The sequence below is a fragment of the Poriferisphaera sp. WC338 genome (assembly GCF_050931845.1).
GTDB lineage: Bacteria > Planctomycetota > Phycisphaerae > Phycisphaerales > Phycisphaeraceae > Poriferisphaera.
Genome location: NZ_CP194516.1, coordinates 3,163,209 through 3,183,816, shown reverse-complemented (window position 1 = coordinate 3,183,816; position 20,608 = coordinate 3,163,209). Strand labels below are relative to the sequence as shown.

Genomic DNA, 20,608 nt, shown 5'->3' with positions numbered 1-20,608 from the left:
ATTAGAGGGATAACGGATGATTCGTAATATTGTTATTTTTATAGGTTGTCTTGTTTATTCGCTTTTGCTTGGCGTTTGCGCTTATGGCGAGGTTGAATTGCAATCGACGGGCCAGCTCAAGATTGAGTTACCGAGCAAGCCGAGCGCAACTGAAAAATTTGCTGCAGAAGAACTAAAGAAATATGTCAGCAGCATGTTATCTGCAAATCAAGCAGGTGGTAGTGATGTTGTTTTTTCGATTGGTAAAACTGCTGCGAATATATCATATCGTGATCAGTTTAATCCTGCGGTAAAAAGCGATGGTAACGATAGTTTTGTGATTGATGTCAAAGATGGTGTGGTTCATCTTGTGGGTGGTGGCGATCGTGGCACATTGTATGCAGTATATGAATTGCTTGAACAGCAGGGTTGTCGATGGTTTTTCCCCGGTGAGCTTGGCGAGGTTGTGCCGAAGAAAAATAAGCTGAGTTTTGCTACTGGCAAGCAGTTCTACAAACCAGATAACATTCAACGTGAGATTGATGGCGCAACTTACGATGGTGTGAGCATGCTTGATGTCGTTGATTGGTGTGCGAAGAACCGGATCAATCGAAAATTTAGCATTCGTTATATACAGCTTAAAAAAGCTTACCCTAATAACAGAGATGCGCAGCAAGCATGGACTAAGCGTGGTGGTGCGGTTGAGTGGCATTGGATCTGCCACAACTTCAGTTTCATGCTCAAAGAAGAAGATGATTGGTTCGCGAAGAAGCCGGAATGGTTTTCGCTCTATAAGGGCAAGCGTATCCCCATGGGTATGCCCGGCAAGCGGCACTATGGCGGCGGAAATCTGTGTACGACCAATGAGGAACTCATCAAATTTATCGCGGATTTTGCGATCAAATGGTTTGATGATCATCCAGAAGGCACGGTTGTTCCGATTTGGCCGGCGGATGGTGCGGTGAAGTGGTGCGAGTGTGATGACTGTAAAGCGCTGGGTGGGATCAACTTCATGAAAGGCGATAAAGGTTCGATGAGTCGTCGCTTGATTACTTTCACCAACGCAATTGCCAAGCGTGTAAAGCAAAAGCATCCAGACCGTTTGCTTTTGTTGCCAGCTTATTCGAACTACATCATTCCTGTGCCTGATATCAAACTGGAAGATAATATTTTCGTGCAGTATTGCTATCACGGTTCATACGCGCATGGACCGGAGCAAAGCAAGCTTAATGAAGCTTCTGCAAAGCAAATGAAGCAGTGGGCTGAGCTCGCGCCCAAAGGACAGTTTGGCGTTTGGGAGTACTTCCTTATCGGTGATGTCCACGAGAAGAAAAATACGCCGGTGATCTTGCCGCTTGTGTACCGGACACGCGATACATTGAATTTTCTGAATAAAATTGGTTCACGCCGATACTTCACACAAAGTAATCCAGTTTATCAAGCTCATAATCCACTGGTTTATTATGCCGTCGCAAAGCTTGCTTGGGATCACACCATTGATGTTGATGCACTCATTGATGATTATTGTGCGAATATGTTTGGTGATGGTGGTCCTGCCATGGCGGAGTATTACAAAACACTTGAGAAAGCGACTTATGGCAGTGATTGGCAGCCGCTTATCTATAGCGATGTCGCGCAGCCTTCGCCGTTGGTGTTCACTGATGAAGTGATTGCAAAAACAACAGCGCTTCTTGAAAAAGCTGAGGCAGCAACGACCGGAGCTGATGATAAGATTCGAAAGAGACTTGCTGTTGCACGGAAGGCGCATGACTACACCACCGCGAATATTAGCACGCAATCTATTGGCGGGTTGGATCAATCCGTTGCATGGCGGCTTGAGAGAAAGAGAAATACTTACACCATCAATGCAGATGGTCCCGATGTAGATGCCAAGCGATTGGAAGATTTGGTGCGTCACGCTCACGATACCGGTCAGTTCGATGCTTCATTTGAGCGAACCATCTTTCGTTCGCATAAACGCAAAGAGCGTGTGGTGCATCTGAGCAATAATGCCATTCGCGTATCGGTCGTTCCTGGTATTGGTGGGCGCATCATCCGTATGACGGATAAAAAGGCGGGCCACAATTTCTTCAAAGAAGATCCAGGTGCCGAAACCATGCAAAGCATCGGACAATCTTACTTTGCTTATGGTGGCTACGAGGAATTCCTCGGCAAAGTCTTCCCGGGCCCAGGATGGGAACAAGCTTACAAGTACGAGCTATCGAAGTCGAAAGAAGCAACAACACTCACCATGATTGGTAGTGTGGGTGAGATCGAGATTCAACGTAAGATAGTTTTGCCGCGAGGTAGTGCCAAGAAAGTTACTATCACCACGACACTTTCCAATCTCAGTAGTAAAACCCAGGATGTGACGCTTCGGGTACATCCACTGATGGATCTTGGTGAAGATCTATCTTCTGCTGAAATCTATGTGCTTGATGATGCTAGCAAGACGCAAAAGATGAACCTGTTAGATCAGCATGATGGTATTAAGGTTCAGCCGGCTGGTCGATGGGCTGCGTTTAATCCGCAGAACAGTCTTGGGATTGTGCATGAGTATCCTGCTAGCAAAGCGTCTGCGTATGTTTTCTGCGCCAGCGATGATGGTTACTTCAACATGGAATTGATCGGCGAGACAACCTCACTCAAAGCTGATAGCCAACTGACTTGGATGCAAACTTATGAGGTTGTGAATTCAATGGAATCACTAGAATCGCTCATGGGTGCGCCGCTTGTTGAACAGTCTACTGCAAGTGAAGATGCTGGTGATGTGTCTGATAGTGATTCTGGCGAAAAAGTAAAGCCATTGCGTGCACGGACGCCGGACTTTGTTGAAGGTGTTGTCGGGCAGGGCTTGCAATTTAATGGTAACTCTGAGCTTTCATTCAACGCGGATTACATCAAAGCAAATGCTGGCACGCTCATGATGTGGATCAATCTTGATCAAGATGCGCTTGATACAAGTAACGCGTTTCTGATTGGTCTCGGCGATAACAACCCTGGTTGGTTTACGCTCGGTTTATCAGCTGGTGAGCTCTTCTGTCTTAGCAAAGTACGTGAGAACGATAAAGGGATAGATCCACACTATCTCAATTTGGTTCACCGTGGCGTGGATTGGATGGCGGGTGAGTGGCATCACGTGGCGGTGGTTTGGGCCAATACGGGCAAGGAATCCTCATTGGTTCGTATCTATATCGATGGTGAGATGATTGCGGAGCGCTACAACGCAACGCTTGGGAATAAATTTGATGTCGATGGTCCGTTATCGATTGGCCGATCAAGTGCGAGTATCAATAAGTTCGTCAATGCAAAATATGACGAAGTGATGATTTTTAATCGTCCACTCAGCGGTGACACTATTGGTGAGATTTTTGATGCCCATGAGTCGGGTAAGCCGGCAGAAGTTGTCGAAGGTTTGCTGCTTCACGTGCCGTTTGAAAATGCGGCAGATGGGCAGTCGCAAACCAAGGGCGCGCTTAGTGATCTTCGTGTGAAGAAGCTGGCGGATGAACTGCTCGCGGAGATGCAATGATCATTTAATGATGCGGAAAGAATTTCAGATCGTTGGGATGCCAAGACCCACTGATCCAATAAAACCTCGGTCTTAGTGCCGGGGTTTTTTGTATGGATAGTTAAAATCCCCAAGTTGCGAACACTGTTCATTCTGTATGATCGAGGAATCGGCTTAGCCCCGGTCGGAACACCACCTTGCCATCGACCACGACCAGTTTTTCATCCAGATACATCTTTACCGCATTGGAAAGTACCGCACCTTCAAGTAGCTGTCCTTTCTCACGCACATCCTCGGCGGTATCCGTGCCAACATCAATATGAAAGACATCCTGTAGGATCGTTGGCCCCTCGTCGAGGTCTTCGGTGACAAAGTGAGCTGTACATCCTGTGACGCGCACACCACGTTCCCAAGCTTGATGATACGGTTTGGCACCTGGAAAATAAGGCAAAAGTGACGGATGGATGTTGATGATGCGGTGCTGGAAGTTCTGCACCATATCTTCTGGAACTATTTGCATGTATCGTGCCAATGCGATCAAATCGACATCGTGGGTCTTCAGTTGTTCTTGAATCCATTTAAAGTGAGCGGGCTTATCTTTTGATGACATGTAAGCAAACGGCAGTCCTGCTTCAGTTGCAATCGGCTCAAGATCCGGGTGGTTGCCCAGCACGCAGACGATATCACCACGATACTGGCTGCTTTTCCAGTCCGCGATCATTTGCTCCAGACAATGGGCTTCTTTCGTCACTAAAACACCCACACGCTTGCGGCGGCGTTGATCATGCAGTGTTACACGCACCTGCATGTCGATCTCCACACCCAGTTCTAGCAATTTGGTGATCAATTCATCCAGCGACAGTGACATTTCGGCCAGGTCAACCAGCATGTCCATGATGAATTCACCGTTTACAACCTGTTGTTCGATGTCGAGGATGTTGATCTGGTTTTCAGCCACAAATGTTGCAAACCTGGCAACGACACCCTTTTGGTCACGGCCGATAACATTGAGCACTGCTTTAATCTGCGACATGATGCGAGTTACCTTCTCTTGTCTGAATTCATTTTCTGCGTAAAGAACATGAATAACCTGTTGATAAGCCACATTGTACCGAGATTCGGCTTGTGGTTTTGTATCCTGCTTGTTTATAATCGTGTACCCACCGGGACCACTTTAAGCAATGCGAGCAAAGGAGTGCTCACAAGTCATGCATCTTCAACAGCTTCCATATGAACTTTTCTCTGATCCACCTTATGTGAGTTTTTCGCATAAGAGGGGTATGGCTGTTGTTTGATGGCGAGAAAGATGTTGATTTCGTAAATCGTGCCAAGAATTTTGGGTGAGTGAAACATGACAAGTGGTGTTGCTAAAGTATAGACGGGTGTGCTTCCGGGGAGAGAAGGGGAAAGGATGTGAACGTGTATGCGGTCATGTCTAACATCGGGATTGAGATTTTTTAGGCGTTGGTCAAGGAGAGGACCATGAGTCGCACGGAGGCAAGCTCAGCAAGTCTGGCTGTCAAAGAAGAAATTGATATTGATCAGGTTTGGATCGACTACAAGGCAGGGCCTTCGGAGACGGTACGGAATCTGATTGTCGAACACTATCTGCCGCTTGTGAAGTACATTGCAGAGCGTGTGCACAGCAAGCTTCCTTCGGAAGTGGATTGTGACGATCTGATCAGTGCGGGCATCTTCGGATTGCTTGATGCGATCGAGGCGTTTGATCTTTCACGCGGCATCAAGTTTCAAACTTATTGTGCTCCGCGTATCCGTGGTGCGATTCTTGATGGATTGCGTGCGATGGACTGGGTGCCGCGCCTGGTGCGGTCACGTACCAATAAAGTCGGTGCGGCGCGGAACACGTTAGAGAAACAGTTTGGTCGCAAACCCACGCATGATGAAATTGCTGAAGAAATGCAAATCAGCATGGAAGAGTACGACAAGATCCGTAAGGATTCGTCGACGGTGGGTGTGACATCGTTGGATCGGAAATTCTACGAAACCGATTCGTCACGTGAGATGCGTGAGCTTGATATTCTGGTGGATCGATCACAGGCGAACCCACTCAACCTAGCGCAGCGTAAAGATTTGAAAGATCTTATCTCCAAGGGGCTTTCACGGGCAGAGCGGCTCATCATCATCCTGTACTACTTTGAAGAGATGACGATGAAGGAAATTGGAATGACGTTGGATTTATCTGAATCACGCGTGAGCCAGATGCACGCATCTGTCTTGGCACGTTTGCGTGCGGGGCTGGCGCACAGAAGCGGTCAGCTCTATCAGGAGTTGGATAACTGAACCGCCGATTCTTTTTTGATCAATTTACACAAGAGATAAAAAAGGCCGAGCAAAACCGCTCGGTCTTTTTAGTTTTGAAGTGTAGCTGCGATCTGTTGTAACAGTTAATGTTCGGAGAGCGATTTGGTGCGGCCGTGCCGGGTGATGTCGCCTTTAGCAGTATAGATCACATCTTCGGCAATATTCACAGCGTGGTCGGCGATGCGTTCAAGGTTGCGCGAGACGTTGAGCAAATAAATGTAGGTTTGCACGAGTTCAGGGTCTTTGCGGATAGCTTGTTCGACGCAGCGGTACATGCCGGCGTGAATCTCGTCTACTTCCTCATCACGTACTTTGACTTGTTCTGCGAGGTCAGCGTCAACATTTACCAATGCATCAAGTGAGCGACCAAGCATCCAGCGGACAGTGCGAGTCATGCCGTGGAGGTCGAAGGGGATGCGTTCGATACGGGGGCATTGCGCGAGGTAGATCGCTTGCTGTGAAATGTTCACCGCAAGGTCGCCGATGCGTTCGAGTTCGTTGTTGATCTTGAGCGCAGCGATGACGTAGCGAAGGTCGAGTGCGACCGGATGATACAGCGCGAGTGTGTGAAGACATTCTTCTTCGATGTCGACTTCAGCGAGGTCGACCTTGTGGTCATTGATCAAGACATCTTCGGCTAAGTCGGGATCTCGATGCTCGATAGCAGTGATCGCGGACTGGACGGCTTCTTCAACCATCGCGCCGAGCGCCAAGATGCGTCGTTTAATTTGATCAACTTGTCTTTCAAGGTGTAATGACAAAGCGTTACCTCGCATTCTGCGGCACAAAAGTACTTAATTTTCCCGGTCATCGCGCGCGGCAGCGGATCAAGCAGGGGTTACTTGATGCGGGCAGGCCGAGGGTTTAACCAAAACGGCCTGTGATGTAGTTTTCGGTTTGTTCGTTGTTGGGGTTTGTGAAGATTTGGCGGGTGGGACCGTACTCGATCAAATCGCCTTGAAACATGAAGGCAGTGTAGTCGGAACTACGGGCGGCCTGTTGCATGTTGTGTGTGACCATGACGATGGTGTAGTCCTTGCGGAGTTGATCAATGAGGTCTTCGATGGCGGCGGTTGATTTGGGATCAAGCGCGGAGCAGGGTTCGTCCATCAGGAGAACTTCGGGTTCAGCAGCGATGGCGCGTGCGATGCAGAGGCGTTGCTGTTGCCCGCCGGAGAGGCCGAGCGCGGACTGCTTGAGACGGTCTTTGACTTCGTCCCAGAGTGCAGCGTGGCGGAGTGATTGTTCGACGATTTCTTCGAGGTCTGCACGCTTGATCTTGGTGTGCAGGCGTGGCCCGAAGGCGACGTTATCGAAGATTGATTTCGGGAATGGGTTGGGCTTTTGGAAAACCATACCCACGCGGCGGCGGAGGTCGACGACATCGGTGCCGGGAGCAAAGACATCTTTACCGTGGATTTGTAGTGTGCCTTCTGCACGAGCGCCTGTGGTGAGGTCGTTCATGCGATTGATCCAGCGTAGGAATGTGGACTTGCCGCAGCCTGAAGGACCGATGAATGCGGTGACGCATTTCTCATGGATGTTCATGGAGATGTCGTGAAGTGCGTGGAAGGAACTGTACCAGGAATTGAAGTTTCGGACTTCAATGGCGGTTTCTTCGTTGATGGCGGATTCGCGCTCTTGTACGACAGGCTTGGATAAAGTGATACTGGAACTCAACTCGTGATCCTCCTTGAGGTGTGTGCCATTATTCGTGTCTGAGGTTGATTGCTCAGGTGCCATGGTTTTTACCTCGTTGGTTGTGTGAGTCGTTTTGGTTTTCATATGTATGTCTAACCGTGTGTTAGTTCATTGGCTTGTGTGTTTTTTGACGGATGATGACTGCGACCGCATTGAAGGAAAGCAGGATGGCGAGCAGGACGATAATGCCCGAGGCAGCGACGCTGTGGAAAGCAGCTTGTGGACGGCCTGCCCAGTTGAAGATTTGCAGCGGCATGGCGGCAAAGTCATCCATCAAGTGTCCGGGTGTAAAGCGTAGGTAGAGTGCCGCGATGATGAGCAGAGGTGCAGCTTCGCCGATCGCGCGGCTCATGGCGAGGATGGTGCCAGTCATGATGCCGGGGACGGCGGCGGGGAGTGAGGTCGTCCAAACCATTTGCCATTTTGTGCAACCCATGGCGAGAGCGCCTTGGCGGAGCGAGTCTGGTACGGAGCGGAGTGCTTCCTGCGATGAGATGATGATGATGGGGAGGATGACGAGCATCAGAGTGAGCCCGCCAGCGAGAACGGATCGTCCAAAAGGCAGGCGGATGTAGTAGAAGTCTTCGGGTGTGCCGAATGTCCAGAGGGGTTCAGCAACGGAACCTGTCATGAAGAATTTAGCGAAGGCAGTAAGGCCGAGGATGCCGTAGACGATCGAGGGGACGCCTGCGAGGTTGGTGATGTTGATTTGAACGATGCTGTGAAGCCAACGGAGTGCTTTTTTGCGTGGCTTGAATTCTTCCATGAGGATGGCGGTACCAACACCAATGGGGATGGCGGTACAAGCACAGACAGTACAGGCGTAGATGGTGCCGACCATGGCGGGCTTGATGCCGGCTTTGACGGGTTTGCGTGAAGGGGGGCTGGTGAGGAAGTTCCAGCTGAGGTATTCGGTGCCTTGCTTGCCGATGGTGATGAGCAGGACGGCAAGCGTGAGAATGGAGAGCAACGCTGCACAAATACAAATGATGACAAAGAGTTTGTCTTTCTTGAATCGACCTTTGCGGGCAAGTTCTGGTTCGGCGAGTGATCGCATGGATGGTCTAGCTTTCTGTCAATGAATATCGTGAATTCATGGGGACGGTGTGTGAGTGAGGCCAGGTGGTGGGTTTAGTCGTAGGCTTGTCGGAACTTGACGCGGATGAGGTTACCGATGAGTGTGAGTGTAAGTGTGATGATGAAGAGTGTGGCGCCGACGGCGTAGGCGGAGTAGTATTCGGCGCCGAAGTTACTGACGTCGCCGAGGAAGATCTGGACCATATAGCCGGTCATGGTTTGGGTTTGATCGTGAACGGCAACGACGTTGCCGAGGCTTTCATTGAGTTGTGGGGGGGAACCACCTGCGGCGAGGGCAACGATCATGGTTTCGCCGACTGCTCTTGCAAATGCGAGAAGGAATGCGGCGATGATGCCGGAAAGTGCGGCAGGTGTGACAACTTTGATGGATGTTTCAAAGCGTGTGGAGCCGAGACCGTAGGCACCTTCGCGGAGCGCACGTGGGACGGCCCGGAGTGCATCTTCGGTAAGGCTGGTGACAATGGGGAGACACATGATGCCAACTGCGAGGCCTGCGGATGTGACATTGAAGACACTGAATTCGATGCCGAGCCATGCGAAGAGTGGGTTGTTGTCGAACCACTGCAGGGCAGGAGTGAGGATTGTGAGTGCGAAAAATCCGAAGACCACGGTGGGGATACCGGCAAGGATTTCAAGGACGGGTTTGATGATGCTTCGGAGTTTAGGGTGTGCGTATTCGCTGAGCCAGATGGCGGTGATGAGTCCGAGTGGGAGCGCGAGACACATGGCGATGACGGTGACCTGCATGGTGCCGGTGATGAGCGGCCAGATACCGAAGTGGTGTTCGGCACCGAGGAGCGGGTTCCATTGGAGGCCGGTGATGAAGTCGACGAAGTGTACTTCGGGGACGTTGAAGAAGCTGATGGCTTCTTTGGCGAGGACGTAGATGATGAGGATGGTGGTGCTGAGCGAGAAAAGGCCGCAGGTGATGAGCGCGCCGAGGATGAAGAATTCTCGGATTTTGCGAGCGGTTTTTGAGCGGCTTTTGATGTTGGCAAGCTTGCTCGTTGAGGTCATGTCTGTGTTAAGCGTGGTCATGAATGTGCCTGTCCGGGGTGGTGTGACTCATGTGCTGCGTCGATTCGGCTAGTAACAAAACGTGTGCAGCGTGTTTTCGAAAAACGCGAACGCTGTCGTTAGACAGCGTCGCGCTAAATTTATCTCATCGTGCTGAGCTTATTTGTAGAGTTCAACGAGGGAGCCTTTACGCTTCTCGCCATCGGCGGTGAGGAAGTGCGTGCCGGTGTGACGGCTGTTGTACTTCCTCTGGGCGATGTCGTAGATGGCGCTTGGGAGGCGGACGTAGCCAACTTCTTCAGCGAGGGCAGGGCCCTGTTCGAAATAGAACTTGACGAATGCGTCGACCTGTGGGCTGTCAGCTGCTTTTGCGTTCACGTAGATGAACAGTGGGCGGCTGAAAGGGGAGTAGCTGCCATTTTCGATGGTTTCAGCTGAAGGAAGAACTGGGCCGTTGCCGCCGTCGATAGCGATCGCTTTGAGCTTGTTCATGTTTTCGAAGTAGTAAGCGCAACCGAAGAAACCGATGGCGCCTTTGTCGCCAGCGATGCCGTTGACGAGGACGTTGTCGTCTTCGGAAACAGTCATGTCGCCGCGGAAGGTGCCTTTCTTGCCAGCGACTTTTTCTTTGAAGTAGTCGAAGGTGCCGGAGTCGGTACCCGGCGTGTACATGACGACTTCAATTGCTGGCCATGCTGGGTTGACGTCTTTCCAAGTCTTCACTTTGGAGTCAGAGAGGAAGATCTTTTTAAGGTCGTCAACAGTGAGAGTCTCGACCCAAGTGTTGTTCTTGTTGACAACGATGGAGAGCCCGTCGTATGCCACGGGGATTTCGATATACTCGATGCCGTTTTCTTTGGCCTTCTTGTCTTCTTTAGCTTTGATTGGGCGGCTGGCATCAGAGATCTGAGTGTCGCCGATGGAGAAACGCTTGAATCCGCCGCCTGTGCCGGAGACGCCAACAGTGACTTTGACACGTGGAGCGACTTCGCCGAATTCTTCAGCGACAGCTTCGGTGATCGGGTAAACGGTGCTGGAACCGTCGATGCCGACCGCGCCGGTGAGCTGCTTGCTTGCAGCAAGTGCTTCGCCTGCGAATACAGAACCCAAAATCGTGGTTGCGGTAACACCGAGTGCTACTGCGAGGGTTGAACGGATGGACGTGCTTTTAGCCATCGTCTCGTCTCCTTGCTTATAAAAAGCGTTGTGATCAATTGGAATGCTGAATGGACATAACCTAGATGCCCTACCCTTGGCAGGTATTTCTTGCCTGCACAAAGGGTGCCTGATTGTTTGACTGCAGTCGTACATCAGACAACCCGCCTGATGCATGTGCGAAAGGTAAGTGTGGAATGTTAATGTCGAGTTAATGAAATGTGAGGAATGTAAAAAGACAGTGCCGGTGATAAGGTTTCGTTTTTAAAAATTGTTCAATAAGCAGGTTATAGTATTCGGTGCTGGCGAGGGTAAAGTGCAGAAACTTATCATATCAGGCCGATAACCAAGGCTTATCCCCAAGGCGGTTCCAAATATGTAATAGAGGTGAATCCAAAGGGATTAATGTTCAGTAGGATTTCTTAGCGATCGGAGAGGCCGTAAGCGGGCTGTTCGCCGCGGATCATCATGGAGAGGCGCGAGAGCCAGATCATGAGGATGGCAACAACGAGTAAACCAAGTACGAAGCCCGCTTGCCACCAGAGTCCGAGACCAATGAGCCAGCTTACGCTGTAGACGATGAGCCATAGACCGCTGAGTCTGCTGAAGATTTTGCCCACGCGACGGCGTGTTTGCATGTTGGATTTTTCTACGCGAGCGATCATGATCATTGCGATCACACCAAAGACAATGAGTGCGAGGACAGGGCCGCTAAGTAGGCGGAGCATGTAGCCCTCTTGGGTTGCAAGTTGATTGTCGTGTGGACGGAGGATACCAACGATAACAAGTGTCCAGAAGAGCCAGCCCATGCAGATGCCGAAACCATCTTTGGTGGTGATGCGCGGTCGTTTGCCTGCGAGCCAATGCCGGATACCGGAACAAGCCATGACGTGGGTCATGGCAAGGATGACGGGCCAACCATATTCAGGACGTGGATCGGGGATGAGCATCATCAGTGAGGTGATGAGGCCAAGAGAGACAATGCCAACAGCAGGCATGAATCGTCCGGTGAGGTTGTAAAACATGATGCCGCCGATAGCGAGGAGCGTAACAACGGTATTGAGTTTGCCGAGCCAAACGGAAGCCGCCATAGCGCAGATCATTGAAAGAACCATCGCAACGATAGCAATACGGATGGGGACACGGCCGGCAGGGATCGGTCGGTTGGGGGCGAAGGCGCGGTCGTGGCGGACATCAAGCACGTCATTGAGTGCCATGCCGGTTCCAGCGAGGCCGAGCGCAACGAGGGTGACGAGGATGAGTTGCGTGATGAGATTGGCATCTAGAACGGCGGGTTGAGTTAGCTCTGCTTGTTTGATGAAGGTCATGAGCCAGATATTGCCGACCATGGCGAGGACGAGCTCGACACGGCCGAGTTCAAACAGGCTCAAGATTTGTCGCAATCCGAATCGCATGTGTACCCTTGATCTTTGTGATACTGTGAGATTGATCGTCCGATTATTCGCTGGCTTACAGCAGATTTCCCGATAATGCTCTATGGCGTGATCAACAGATCATGCATTGATGCGCCCCCGATGATATTGTCGATGCGCTAGTATGTCGCCTTTTCGATGTGGCAGGGGGCAGGGCAGGATTGACCTGCTTGACTCATGACCCCGTCTTGACGCACCCATTACACAACAGCAGTGCAAAAGATGCAAAGAAAGATTAAACTGACATATCAAATGAAATGCATCCACACCCATCTTGTGAGTTTGATTCTTGTTTTGGCCCTTGGTGCTGCGGGCTTAACCTTATCCGGTTGCTCTGCGAGCAGCTCAGGCAATCCGATTGTCGACATGCTTTCCGATTTTATGCCGCCATCGCCACGTGAAGCTGCGTTAGATCTATTTAATGTTTATGACGCTGACAAGCGTCGGCGAGCGGTCGCCCTGATTGCCGCTTCACCATTTGGTGGTGAAGAACCTTATGTGCGGACTTACCGTGTGATGTTGGGGCGCGGGTCGGATGGATCGATCTTGCCGGTGGATAATGACGCGACAGTACGTGCGACTTGTGCGAAGGCGCTTGGGATGCATGGAACGGTGGATGATGCGGAGTTGATTGTGCCGCTGTTGAAGGATGAGGTGCCGTATGTTCGCTGGCAAGCGGCACAAGCGTTGCAACGGATTCATAATCCGGTCGTGATTAATGATTTGACGCAGGCGATGGTGAATGATGAAGATGCAGATGTGCGTATGGCTTCGGCGAGAGCGCTGGGACAGTATGCAGAAATGCCAGTGTTTGAATCTTTGGTTGGGGCGCTATCAGACAATAACTTTGGTGTGGTGAATGCTGCACATTGGTCGTTGACGACGCAAACAGGTGAGGATCTTGGCACAAAGGGTGATGCGTGGTTGAGTTGGGCTTCAAAAAATAGAGGTAACATGTTTGCGAAGCAAAAGAAGTATGTTTACGAGCTATATCTGAAGCCACCGGGTTTGATCGATAAGATGAAGTTCTGGAAGGATGATGATAAGGCAGAAGCTAAACAGCCGATCGGTTCGGAACTTTAAGTTTATTGATTTAGATTGAAGATAAATCATGCCACCCTATATGGGGTGGTTTTTGTTTGGAAATTTTATTGCGGATTGCGAAAAGTGTTGTCGCGGTTTGGCTGCGTTTCTATAGCGTATTGATTATGCGAGGTTGTTGGTGATTGAGTATATTCTGTTATTTGGTCAATCATCATCGTCATATGATCAGCTAGGGCGGAGCCACTTGCTTTAGCGAAGAGTAAAAGTAGTAATGCGAGGATCATGGGAACGAGTGTGAGGTTGGGATTGGCGACTTGTGTCCGTTTGGTCCATTTCGGCGATGGTAATTTGATATTGATCTGTTTTCTAATCATGCGTATTGATTCCATATCCTCAGTGTGAGTTGTTTGTTTTTATATCGTCACAAACAAATCAGATTTTGTTGTGATTGATGGTGATTGTAGGCAGGCTTTGAGGTTGGGTGACTTAATCACGGAACATCCGAATGAGTGTATGAGAAGTCCTAGTGTGGAGTGGATGGAGGTGTTGGTATGTTGGTCTGGTTAGCCATAGTGCGCATGTAAAAACCGCTTGTTTAAAGCGGTTTTGTGATTGAGAGAGAAAATCTAGCGGGTTAGTGTTTTCGCCGCATCATGAAGAATGTCCCTAAGCCGAGCAGGGCGATACTCGCAGGTTCGGGGATGGAGAGTGAGCCGAGCGCGTTGTGCGAGATGTTGTCGAGGTAGATGACTTTGTTGCCAGTTCCCCAGATTTGGACGGAGTCAATGGTGAAGTCTGTGCCGTCGATTTGGCCGTTGCTTGAGCCTGCCCATGCGTCCCATGCCGCAGCATCATCCAAATTCCATTCGTAGAGATGCCATTCGCCATCAGCAATAAGGTCCATGCGAATACCGCGTTCAGTACCGCCGGTAGGGTCATCGATGGCGATGCTGATTTCAGCCCCCTCATCTGTTGTTTTGGCCCAGACGCCAACAAAGCCATCTGCCGTTCGGACGAGGTTTTGTGAACGTGTGGCGTTGGCGCCGGAAACGATGCGGCTCATCCATTCACTGGTTTGGTTTGTGTCATCGGTGATGGTCACTTTGAGAGCGCTTTGCCCCATGGGAGTATCGGTATTGACGAGTTCTGCGGTGGAGGCGGATTCATTGAAGCCATTACTGCTGCCAGAGTAGCCGGGGGAGTATTCGAATGTGGCGCGGTTGCCGTGTTCAAAGTTCGCAAAGGCAACATAGCTGTTGTCGACGATCGCATGTACGCCGAGGTTGGAGCCGACTGCTCGATATTGTTCTGATGGTGAGTTGACATAGTGGGCAGTGCCATTGTTCATGGTCATTTGTGTTGAGCCGCCGCCGTCGTAGTTGACTGCCCATGTTGCGCCGAAGGCTTGCATCAGTTTGCCAAGTTCATCATTCTTGACGCCAATGGTATCTGTTTGCCTGCCGTCGACGGTCATGAGGATGAGTTTGTTTTCGACTTCGTTGTAGCCGATGGCGGTACGCGGATGGCGGGAGGTTGCATGATCAAGTTGACCGTTCCCGGTGAGTTGTCCGTTTTGAACGATGATGTCGCTGCCGGAGGTGGCGTTGTAGTAAGCGTGTTGGTTTGAGCCGTAGGAGGTGAGGAGTTCGATCTGATTATCGATAGAGAGATTAATGGTGGGCCAACCGTTAGCATGTGAGGAGACGATAGAGCCATCAGCTACGACAAGGCCAACATTATTAGCGCCTGAGCCAACGGTACCGAAGAAGGTGGTGTTGATGGCAATCTCGGTATTGGTCTGTTGCATGAACTGCATGGTGGTTTGGCGAGTGGTCTCACCGCTTGCAGCGCCATTTGCTGGGGTGGAGGTGAAGCTGATGCCGTTGGCACCAAGATCAATTTCCATGACGTCGACATTGAGTGGGCTGGTGTTCCAACCGAGGATACTATGGGCATCCGAGCCACGCAGTTGGCTGTATTGCACGCCTTGGAATGGATTGACGGTGAAGTAGCCGGCTTGGGCGCTGGTGCCGGTGATTAAGAGGGACAGCAGGCTTGTTGCGAATAGGAACTTCTTTTTCATCGTGACTTCTCACCTCGGATTTGGGGACTCAACCAGTACAATGCGCGCGGCTGCCTCTACATGGGTAGATGCCGTTTGGCGCGTTCCTGACACTTTGCTTACATTCAGCTTGGCTGGCGATGGAAGGTGGGGCGACTAGGGTCGCGTCCTGTACAGCCAAGTTGTCCCACTGCAGAATTAAATTTACACGAAATAATGAAACAATCAAAGTTTTTGTTGCAAAAAGTGAGATGCGATCTCGATTTTAAAGCTCTAGGGCTACATTTTGGGTGATTTAGATGAAATAGGTGTTTTGTGAAATGATGGAGAACGGATGGATCCGATGTGTGAGCTAGAGATGTATTAATTGTATAGGGAAACCTTCCTAACAAAATATATACAAATCCTAAATATGACGTTGTGCTGGTTCTGCTCTAATGCAGCCTAGTATTGGCGGAGTTCATAAACACCTCGCGAGCCTGTTATGCCACAACCAAGCGTATCGAAGGATGGATCCAATGAGCACAAAGCATCTGGGCTATTGCGTTTATTAATTATTGTCATGATTGTCTTGGTTGTGTCTGTTGCTGTGACTAAAGGTTTGATGGAGTTTCATATTCTGCGGGCGCCTTATCCGCCGACGGGTAAGTCGATTGCTTGGATCGTACGATCGCCGGAACCAGCCTATAACTTCAATGAAGTGGTGGCAGGTAAAGTTTTTCGTTCTTCGAATCCGGATGAAGGTTTTGTGGATTATGTTGTTACCAACTACGGCATCAAGCGGATTGTGACGTTGGTGGGTGATCAGCCGTGGCATGAATATGCACGGTCAAAGGGAATTGAGATAGAAACGTACAGTTGGTCAACGAGTGCGCTGCCTGCTTTGGAAGAGCTTGCGGCTGTGCAGGGTTACTTAGATGGAGCAACGGTGGAAGAGCCAGTGTTGGTGCATTGTTCAGCTGGTGCGGATCGGACGGGGTATGCGGTGGCGCTCTACCGTGTGCAGACCGAAAAATGGTCGCAGGAAGATGCGGTTGAGGAAATGCGATCTTATTGGCATTATCCAGAAACTAAAGCGCAACTTCATCAGCAGATTGATGACTATCTGAATCCGCGGGAACAGACAGCTTCAGCATCAGTGGCGGTGCAATAATCTTTTTACACGTATTAGTCTGATGCTTGATCAGGCTTCTCGATGTAGCCATTCATCCTCAATTTGAGCGTATTCATCGGCGAGCTTATTACGTTCGGTGCTGAGCTTGGCGGCTTTATCCGCATCGCGATACGTGTCGGGGTCGGCGAGTTGGCGATCAACATTCGCGAGTTTTTCTTCTGTCTTAGCTAGCGTCTCTTCGAGTTTGTTTTGGTTCATGTGCTTGAAGCGGGTACTGCGATTGTTATTTGACTTGGCGGGGGCAGGGGTTGGGGTTTGCTTGGTTAGTTCGGCGCGCCGCTCTTTTTCTTTTTGTGCTTCGGCTTCCTGCTGCGCGATTTTCTGTTGTTGCTTTTGGAGTTTTTCGCGTTTGATGGCTTCGTTGTACTCGGAGTAGTTGCCGAGGAAATGGCGGACACCACCCTTGCCATCAAGGACGAGGAGTTGATCGACGAGGTTGTCCAGGAGCATGCGGTCATGGCTGATAAGCAGGAGGGTTCCTTCGACAGGTTTTTCGCCGACTGTGGCGTATTTCTGAACGGGGCTGACGTATTGTTTGAGTGCGGCTTCGAGGCGTTCGGCGGAAGGGATGTCGAGGTGGTTGGTGGGTTCATCTAGAACGAGAACGTTGTGTCCGCCTGCGACGAGGCCGGCGAGGACAACACGGGCACGTTCGCCGCCGCTGAGAACGCCGAGGTTTTTTTCCTGTTCATCGCCGGTGAAAAGGAAGCCACCTGCGAGGTTACGCGCTTCCTGCTCAGTTTCGTTTGCGACACGTCGCCGGAGGTAGTCCATGACGGTTTCGTTACCGGAGAGTCCTTCGTGTGTTTGTGAGAAATGGCCGATGTCGATTTGCGAGCCGGGTTTGACGCGGCCCTTATCGGCTTTGAGGCACCCGAGGAGGACGTTGATGAGTGTGGATTTTCCGGCACCGTTGGGCCCGATGATGCCGATCTTTTCACCGCGAACGACTTTGAGATCAATGTCGCGGAAGAGGATGTTATCGTCGTAGGCTTTGCTGACACCTTCAGCGAGGATGACGTGGTCGCCGGGGCGTTGAACCTTGCGGAAGCTGAGGTTCATGACGTCGAGCTCGATGGGTTTTTCGAGGATCTCGTCACGGATGTATCGGTCGAGCCGTTTTTCGCGGCCTTGCGCTTGTTTAGATCGCTGCCCGGCGCGGTAACGATCGATGAAGGCTTTTTCCTGTTTGATCTTTGTTTGCTGTTTGTCGTAGGCGCGCTGCTGGGCGAGGACGCGTTCGGCGCGGAGCTCACGGTACTTGGTGTAGCTACCGGGATATTCGACCATGCGGCCACGTTCGAGTTCGTAGATTTTTTTGACGCAGCGATCAAGCAGCCAGCGGTCGTGGCTGATGAGGATGACGGCGCCGGAGTATTCACCGAGGAAATCTTCAAGCCACTTGCGGCCTTCGATGTCGAGGTGGTTGGTGGGTTCATCAAGCAGGAGGATGTCTGGGTGTTCGAGCAGAAGCTTGGCGAGGGCGAGTCTGCCTTTTTGTCCGCCGGAGAGGTCTTTGACTTTGACGTCGAAGAATTCATCTGTGAGCCCGAGTCCGTGTAGGACTTCATCGACTTTGTGGTCGACGGCATAGCCGCCGGCGGCGTGCATTTTGTGTTCAAGTTTTTCGTACTGGTTCATGAGCTTGGTAAGCTCGTCGCCTTGAACGTCGCCCATCTTGTGCGCGAGTTCTTCGAGTTGCCGGTGCATTTCGTCGAGGTGCGCGTAGGCTTCGCCAGCTTCTTCACGGAGAGTGTGGTCAAGATTGAGTCGGTGGTCTTGATGGAGGTACCCGACGGAAAGGCCGCGAGCGATTTGGACTTGGCCCTGATCGATTTTCATGTTGCCAATGTTGGCTATGAGTTTCATGAGTGTGGATTTACCACAGCCGTTACGACCAACGAGTCCGACATGCTCGCCTGCATCAAGGGTGAGGTTCACGCCGTCTAGGATGACGCGGTCGCCGAAGGAGATTTCAACATTTGCAACGCTGACAACAGCCATAAAACCTCAACGATCTTGATCGGGTCTTCGCGATGGCGAAGGGGATTGGTGGGCGGACCATGTGGGGATGGCTCGCGGGAACTACCAGAAAGCAGGACGCAGATTGTAGCTGCTGCCCTTAAATACGCCAAAGCCCTGTCATAATAGGCGGTTTTTGACGGTTGTATCAATCACGTGCGCGCCCACCTTAACATACGCTATGTTGTGCTCATCTGGGGCTCCCTTTGTGGCGGAAAGCTTTCTATTCTTTAGTACTATGAGTATCCATCCGAATTTGTTGATTGTTTTAACGCGCGGCTTTCGATCAGATGCGATGTCTGATGAGCGGGCATGGCCGTTGTCAACAGCGCATTTGGAGGCGCTGTCACGACGGGGGATACGATTGGCGGCATCAGCAGCCTCGACGGCAGATCCACAAGCGCTTGATACGCTTTTAACGGGGCTTCACGCGCGTCAACTCGGCGATCATTTGGAAGAGCTGTGTGGATCTAATCACCAGATAGAGCCAGACGAGCGACCAATGTCGCAACGGCAACTGAAGGTGTCTGTGGCGCAGTATCTGCAACAGGCAGGGTATCACACGGCGGGTGTGGGGTTGGTGCGGCCGATCATTACGCATTTAGATGAATCGGTTTGTATTGAGGATGTGGATGTGATTCGCCAGCCGCGATCAGTGGAGGATGCATACTATCGTCATTGCCGCAAGGAAGGTTTGCTTGCAGCGATTATGCAACAGCGTGTGACGCGACAGAAACACGGGCCGTTTGCACCGGATCGGTTGTTGTTAGAGCCGGCAGATGACATTGATGGGTTTATCACGCGGCAGACATTGAACAAGATCAAGACGATGCCGACGGATAAGCCGTGGGCGCTGTTTGTGTCGTTTTCCGGGCCGGACAATCAATTGCCTGCGCCGCCATTGTATGATTCGCTGGTGAATCCGAAGCATTTGATGGACGGTTGTACAATTCCGGATTTCCGAAAACATCATCCGATGGTGCAGCCGGTATATTTGCGGACGCAGTTACAGCGATTAGAAGCAAGGGCAGTGGCGCGGATACGTGCGGATTATTTGGCACGTGTGGGGATGATTGATTATGCGATGCGACAGATTGTGGGTGAGATGGATCAGCGGGAGGATTGCACGAATACATGGACATGTTTTACGTCGAACCGTGGGACGTTATTGGGTGAGCATGGTTTGATTGGGCATCAATCGTTTTACAATGCTGCGGTGCAAGTTCCGCTTGTGATTGCGCCACCACGAAGTGCACCGATGCCACATGATGCGATTCCAGATGGATTGTTTTCAACGGTGGATTTTGCGGCAACACTGTGTGATTTGGCTTCGGTAAAGTTACCCAAAGAAGTGACGGGGCGGTCGTTGTTGCCGTTGTTAGGGAGCGTTTTGGACGATGTGGATGATCCGATGGGTGGACTGCTTTGTGAATTTGAAGATCGGACGCTTTTGGAAACGCACCGTTACAAGGCGATCTATAACCGCGGATCAAATCAGCCGACGGCAGTGTTTGATTTGCTTGCAGATGAAGATGAGAAGAAGAATCTGGTTGATTCACAACTGGGGGAGGATATTGCTGAGATGATGATGCTGCGGTTAGAGGAAGCAACAGGGGCGTTGCCATTGCCACATTTTTCAGCGTGAAGTAGGTCTTATTGTGCCCGATCTTTATTGGCTGCAGCGCGCTTGCGTTTTTTATTGTCATGATTTGCAAGGCGCATCCCACGCCAAAGACAGAGGCCACTGATAGCGATCATGACAAGGACGATTGCGCCTGCCCAGTTGATGATAAGGGCAAAGACTTCTGCATCATCCAGTTCTGGCGAGCTATTACGCACCCATTGCATGAGGCTGTTTGGCAATGAACGCCAAACCAGTAACGCTACAACAGCCAACACCCAGATGATATTTACTGCAATGGCAGCGATGAACCAGCGATCCGCTTTGGCCCATCCATCTTCTTGATTACGCATGTTCAGTTCCCAACCGTTCATCACGTCGGTAACATCGTCATGAATCATCGAGGGCGATGAATCATTGAATCCTAGGCGCAGGAGGTTGCGGTGTGTGAGTTCCAGATAATTTTCTG

16 protein-coding genes are annotated in these 20,608 nt (G+C 50.8%); 5 read left to right on the top strand and 11 right to left on the bottom strand.

The window, feature by feature from the left end; translation table 11 throughout:
* Positions 1-16: 16 nt before the first annotated feature.
* Complete coding sequence (locus ACQ6WK_RS13115; RefSeq protein WP_432797833.1) at positions 17-3,511, top strand: DUF4838 domain-containing protein; 3,495 nt, start codon at positions 17-19, stop codon at positions 3,509-3,511.
* 127 nt (positions 3,512-3,638) lie between these two features.
* On the opposite strand, the gene ACQ6WK_RS13110 is transcribed toward ACQ6WK_RS13115, so the two are convergent.
* A complete protein-coding gene (locus ACQ6WK_RS13110) occupies positions 3,639-4,523 on the bottom strand; it encodes a formyltetrahydrofolate deformylase (protein ID WP_432797832.1) in 885 nt (294 codons plus the stop codon).
* A 449-nt stretch (positions 4,524-4,972) separates the two neighbouring features.
* Between ACQ6WK_RS13110 and ACQ6WK_RS13105 the strand changes: the two genes are divergently transcribed.
* Positions 4,973-5,791: a FliA/WhiG family RNA polymerase sigma factor gene (locus ACQ6WK_RS13105; protein ID WP_432797831.1), complete on the top strand. Its 819-nt coding sequence runs from the start codon at positions 4,973-4,975 to the stop codon at positions 5,789-5,791.
* A gap of 104 nt (positions 5,792-5,895) precedes the next feature.
* Here the strand turns inward: ACQ6WK_RS13105 and phoU are convergent, their stop codons facing one another.
* From phoU to ACQ6WK_RS13075, 6 genes are all read right to left on the bottom strand, one after another.
* On the bottom strand, positions 5,896-6,573 hold the full coding sequence (gene phoU / locus ACQ6WK_RS13100) for a phosphate signaling complex protein PhoU (protein WP_432797830.1): 678 nt from the start codon (positions 6,571-6,573) through the stop codon (positions 5,896-5,898).
* 103 nt (positions 6,574-6,676) lie between these two features.
* A complete protein-coding gene (pstB, locus tag ACQ6WK_RS13095) occupies positions 6,677-7,555 on the bottom strand; it encodes a phosphate ABC transporter ATP-binding protein PstB (RefSeq protein ID WP_432797829.1) in 879 nt (292 codons plus the stop codon).
* Between the two features lie 61 nt (positions 7,556-7,616).
* Positions 7,617-8,570 carry a PstA family ABC transporter permease gene (locus tag ACQ6WK_RS13090; RefSeq protein WP_432797828.1) on the bottom strand — a complete coding sequence of 318 codons (954 nt, stop codon included), beginning with the start codon at positions 8,568-8,570 and terminating at the stop codon, positions 7,617-7,619.
* A gap of 74 nt (positions 8,571-8,644) precedes the next feature.
* A complete protein-coding gene (gene pstC, locus ACQ6WK_RS13085) occupies positions 8,645-9,649 on the bottom strand; it encodes a phosphate ABC transporter permease subunit PstC (RefSeq protein ID WP_432797827.1) in 1,005 nt (334 codons plus the stop codon).
* Between the two features lie 138 nt (positions 9,650-9,787).
* Positions 9,788-10,804: a PstS family phosphate ABC transporter substrate-binding protein gene (locus ACQ6WK_RS13080; protein ID WP_432797826.1), complete on the bottom strand. Its 1,017-nt coding sequence runs from the start codon at positions 10,802-10,804 to the stop codon at positions 9,788-9,790.
* A 401-nt stretch (positions 10,805-11,205) separates the two neighbouring features.
* Positions 11,206-12,198, bottom strand: coding sequence for a UbiA family prenyltransferase (locus ACQ6WK_RS13075; RefSeq protein ID WP_432797825.1), 993 nt, complete (start codon positions 12,196-12,198; stop codon positions 11,206-11,208).
* Between the two features lie 240 nt (positions 12,199-12,438).
* Between ACQ6WK_RS13075 and ACQ6WK_RS13070 the strand changes: the two genes are divergently transcribed.
* Positions 12,439-13,299 (top strand): HEAT repeat domain-containing protein, encoded by an 861-nt coding sequence (locus ACQ6WK_RS13070; RefSeq protein WP_432797824.1) that lies wholly within the window; start codon positions 12,439-12,441, stop codon positions 13,297-13,299.
* 65 nt (positions 13,300-13,364) lie between these two features.
* On the opposite strand, the gene ACQ6WK_RS13065 is transcribed toward ACQ6WK_RS13070, so the two are convergent.
* Together ACQ6WK_RS13065 and ACQ6WK_RS13060 are read right to left on the bottom strand one after the other, a co-directional pair.
* Positions 13,365-13,634 (bottom strand): hypothetical protein, encoded by a 270-nt coding sequence (locus ACQ6WK_RS13065; protein ID WP_432797823.1) that lies wholly within the window; start codon positions 13,632-13,634, stop codon positions 13,365-13,367.
* 260 nt (positions 13,635-13,894) lie between these two features.
* Positions 13,895-15,343 carry a phosphodiester glycosidase family protein gene (locus ACQ6WK_RS13060; RefSeq protein ID WP_432797822.1) on the bottom strand — a complete coding sequence of 483 codons (1,449 nt, stop codon included), beginning with the start codon at positions 15,341-15,343 and terminating at the stop codon, positions 13,895-13,897.
* Positions 15,344-15,806: 463 nt separating this feature from the next.
* On the opposite strand from ACQ6WK_RS13060, the gene ACQ6WK_RS13055 reads away from it, so the two are divergent.
* Positions 15,807-16,475: a tyrosine-protein phosphatase gene (locus tag ACQ6WK_RS13055; protein WP_432797821.1), complete on the top strand. Its 669-nt coding sequence runs from the start codon at positions 15,807-15,809 to the stop codon at positions 16,473-16,475.
* Positions 16,476-16,505: 30 nt separating this feature from the next.
* Here ACQ6WK_RS13055 and ACQ6WK_RS13050 read toward each other — a convergent pair whose 3' ends face one another.
* Positions 16,506-18,500 carry an ABC-F family ATP-binding cassette domain-containing protein gene (locus ACQ6WK_RS13050; RefSeq protein ID WP_432797820.1) on the bottom strand — a complete coding sequence of 665 codons (1,995 nt, stop codon included), beginning with the start codon at positions 18,498-18,500 and terminating at the stop codon, positions 16,506-16,508.
* A gap of 199 nt (positions 18,501-18,699) precedes the next feature.
* Between ACQ6WK_RS13050 and ACQ6WK_RS13045 the strand changes: the two genes are divergently transcribed.
* Complete coding sequence (locus ACQ6WK_RS13045) at positions 18,700-20,163, top strand: sulfatase-like hydrolase/transferase (RefSeq protein WP_432797819.1); 1,464 nt, start codon at positions 18,700-18,702, stop codon at positions 20,161-20,163.
* Between the two features lie 8 nt (positions 20,164-20,171).
* On the opposite strand, the gene ACQ6WK_RS13040 is transcribed toward ACQ6WK_RS13045, so the two are convergent.
* Complete coding sequence (locus tag ACQ6WK_RS13040) at positions 20,172-20,540, bottom strand: hypothetical protein (protein ID WP_432797818.1); 369 nt, start codon at positions 20,538-20,540, stop codon at positions 20,172-20,174.
* Between the last annotated feature and the right edge of the window lie 68 nt (positions 20,541-20,608).